The following is a 3,047-nucleotide window of genomic DNA, read 5'->3' on the forward strand; positions in this document are numbered from 1 at the left end:
TCCGGGATGTACTGCTACCCTGTCCTTCCAGTTCAGAATGGGTGGTATGGTCAGCCAGTAACTTCCAGTCAGCAGTATGACCTGCCCGGCGGGACAGACTGAAGCCCTGGTTCTCGAATTCACTCTCCGTGGCCCATTTCAGAACGAGGTTACCTTTCTCAGTAGTTGCATTGAAAAAGACCAGCTCGACGGGGAGTGAACTATCCAGGGTGGCTTCCTCTGTGGAAACTACTGCGCGCATCCGCCAATCATTTCCATACGCTGTCCAGCTGGAACCTGTATTATAATGAGATCTGCTATCTGAACTTCCATTATCAACGTTCAATTTAAAATTGGCGCTGGCGGTATTCTTACAAACCAGATGATAATCAGTTCTTGAAGAGACACTCACACCGGTTGCTTTAAGAGCCACGAAGTTCCAGGTCCCTTTTCCAATATCAGAAACCGCCATGGTCACTGTTGAACCTAGATTTGCAACTGGTGTCCCGCTACTGTCAGACCAGATCTCAAACGAGATGCTGTTGGAGGTTCCAGTTTCTGAGCCAGGATGAAAAAATGCACCTGTGACATCCCCTGAAGTGGGCGAAAACCGTACTGAAGTCTTTAGACCACTGGCTAATGGCACGGTTGCGTTGGAACTCCAGGTGTCATAAACATAAATATCATGATCAACCGTTGCTGTCGAGCCAATAGTTTTTGACAGAGCCTCGAATACATTCAATTTCCCATACCCCCACTCAGCGTTTGGAACAGTTACACCGGTATATGTATCATCCTGATCAGCATTTGCAGTGAGCTTGGATTTGACCTGGGCAGCTGTCAATGAACCTTTATAGTCTAATAATAATGCAGCCGCTCCGGCAACTGATCCTGATGACATGCTACTACCCAGGGCGAAATGATACTTGCCGGCAATGATCACAATGTCTGTTGATAGTGAGTAATCCGTCGAGGTGGTTGAGATCAAACCAAGTCCTGAAGCGCAGATATCCGGTTTCTGCTCGCCCCCACGATTGGGTCCAATGCTGCTGAAATAGGCCAGGTCGTCTGAAAGGTCAGGTGTATCCACAATTCGTGGGTTATTATTACTATCAGTATATCGCCATCGGGCTGCAAAGCTGCCCACAGTGATGGCGGAACTAGCCGAACCTGGCGAGGAAACCGTATAGGTTGTATCACCACCGTTCACCGTGGCCTTCTTCGTATTGCTCTCCAGGGAACTGGCATAGAGCCAGGCATGGTAGGTCATGGTGGTGTCTGTATTATTGGTTACTTCTAAATCCCAATCTCCAGCTGCTGGACCCACCCCATCGGTTGAATCATACACCTGGAAAAAGGTTCGTCGATCACCATTACTATGATCGGAGTCTGTAATATTGTATAATTGAATGGTTCCATCGGTTGTCTGCTTGGTACCGGTCTGATCAGCAGTACGAGTATAGGTTTTACTATTGGGTGAGTTAACTGTAGCCGATACATCAGCATTATTATTCCACCATAGTTCCAGAGAAAAATAGTCGTTTGATGCCCCGGAAGTATTGCTGAACGAAGGAACGGTTATCGTAATGGTTTCTGTTAGGCCGGCACCCACTGATCCTTCAATGTGGATAAGATCATTCCCCTCATTTCCGGCAGCTACAATTGCCACCCTGCCATTCCCGGTAGCCACAAAATCATCGACAGCTTCTGATAGGCTGCTAGTACAATGTATTACTTAATACTTCGCATATAGAATGTAGGGTGTTATATTTGTTCCAAAACCATGAGGAGCAATTATGGCACCGAGATACCGAGTCACGCTAACTGAAGAAGAACGAAGAGATCTGAAGGCTATTTCGACAAAGGGGAGTAGAGCCGCCCGTACTGTACTATATGCGAGGGCACTGCTTTTACTGGACGTTGGTGAGTTTGGTCAGAACTGGACAGTTGTTAAAGTTGCCGAAGCCCTTGGCACCACCACCCGTAGCCTGGAGCACCTTAAGAAGCGATTTGTGGAAGAGGGGTTTACTGCAGCCATAGTACGTAAAGTACGGATTAACCCGCCACGGGAAATCCAATTCGGCGGTGAATTTGAAGCGCACCTTTTAGCGTTGGCATGTTCAGATCCACCTGAGGGCAGGGAACGCTGGACGGTCAGACTTCTAACAGAGAAAATTATTGAGCTTAAAATCGTACCAACAGTTTCTCCGATGACAGTATGTAACACTCTAAAAAAAACGAACTTAAGCCTCACCTGAGCAAGTACTGGAAGATACCGCCGGATCAGAACGCAAGTTTTGTTGCAGCGATGGAAGACATTCTGGAAGTTTATGCTCGCCCATATGATGCGCGATTTCCAGTTGTCTGTATGGATGAATCGAGCATTCAACTGATAGGAGAAGTGCAAGCCCCTATTCCAGCAGCACCTGGTCATCCGGTATTGATGGATGATGAATATGTCCGTAATGGTGTCGCGAGTATATTCATTGAAGTGGAGCCTCTGGGAGGGAAACGGCAAGTAAAAATTACTGATCATCGCACAAGAATTGATTGGGCTTACTTTATTAAAGAAATGCTTGATGAACGTTACCCTGATGCCGAGAAAGTAGTATTAGTGATGGACAACCTGAACACACATAACATAGCATCTTTATACACGGCTTTTTGCCCCGAGCAGGCCAGGATATTAGCTGAGCGTCTTGAGCTGCATTATACGCCAAAGCATGGTAGCTGGCTTAACATCGCAGAAATTGAACTAAGTGTATTAAAGCGACAATGCCTTGCCGGTCGCATTCCTTATATCAAAAAATTGAGATCCGAAGTTGCTATCTGGAACACTGACAGGAATAATCGTCAAACCAAGGTTGACTGGCAGTTTAAGACGGATGATGCTCGCATTAAGTTAAAACGACTTTATCCGAAACTTTAACCTGTACTGTGTACTAGTACCATCATGAGCATTGCTTTGATTGCCCAAGCTGAGGTTAACCACAACTGGTTTGCTTTCGGCATCAGATATTTTTTCGGCATAGGTCAACGCATCTTTAATATTGTTATCACTAAAGCTA

2 protein-coding genes are annotated in these 3,047 nt (G+C 46.2%); one reads left to right on the plus strand and one right to left on the minus strand.

Going from position 1 to position 3,047, the window contains the following annotated elements; all coding sequences use genetic code 11:
- On the minus strand, positions 1-1,648 hold a 1,648-nt coding region (locus U9Q77_07510; GenBank protein ID MEA3287206.1), incomplete at its 3' end, for a S8 family serine peptidase.
- A gap of 127 nt (positions 1,649-1,775) precedes the next feature.
- Between U9Q77_07510 and U9Q77_07515 the strand changes: the two genes are divergently transcribed.
- Positions 1,776-2,908, plus strand: a protein-coding gene (locus tag U9Q77_07515; GenBank protein ID MEA3287207.1) for an IS630 family transposase whose coding sequence is annotated in 2 segments (ribosomal slippage) — positions 1,776-2,208 and positions 2,208-2,908 — 1,134 coding nt in all. Because the reading frame shifts where the segments join, the coding sequence is not laid out codon by codon here.
- Positions 2,909-3,047 lie beyond the last annotated feature (139 nt).

This window comes from Candidatus Neomarinimicrobiota bacterium (genome assembly GCA_034716895.1).
GTDB lineage: Bacteria > Fidelibacterota > UBA8477 > UBA8477 > JABMPR01 > JABMPR01.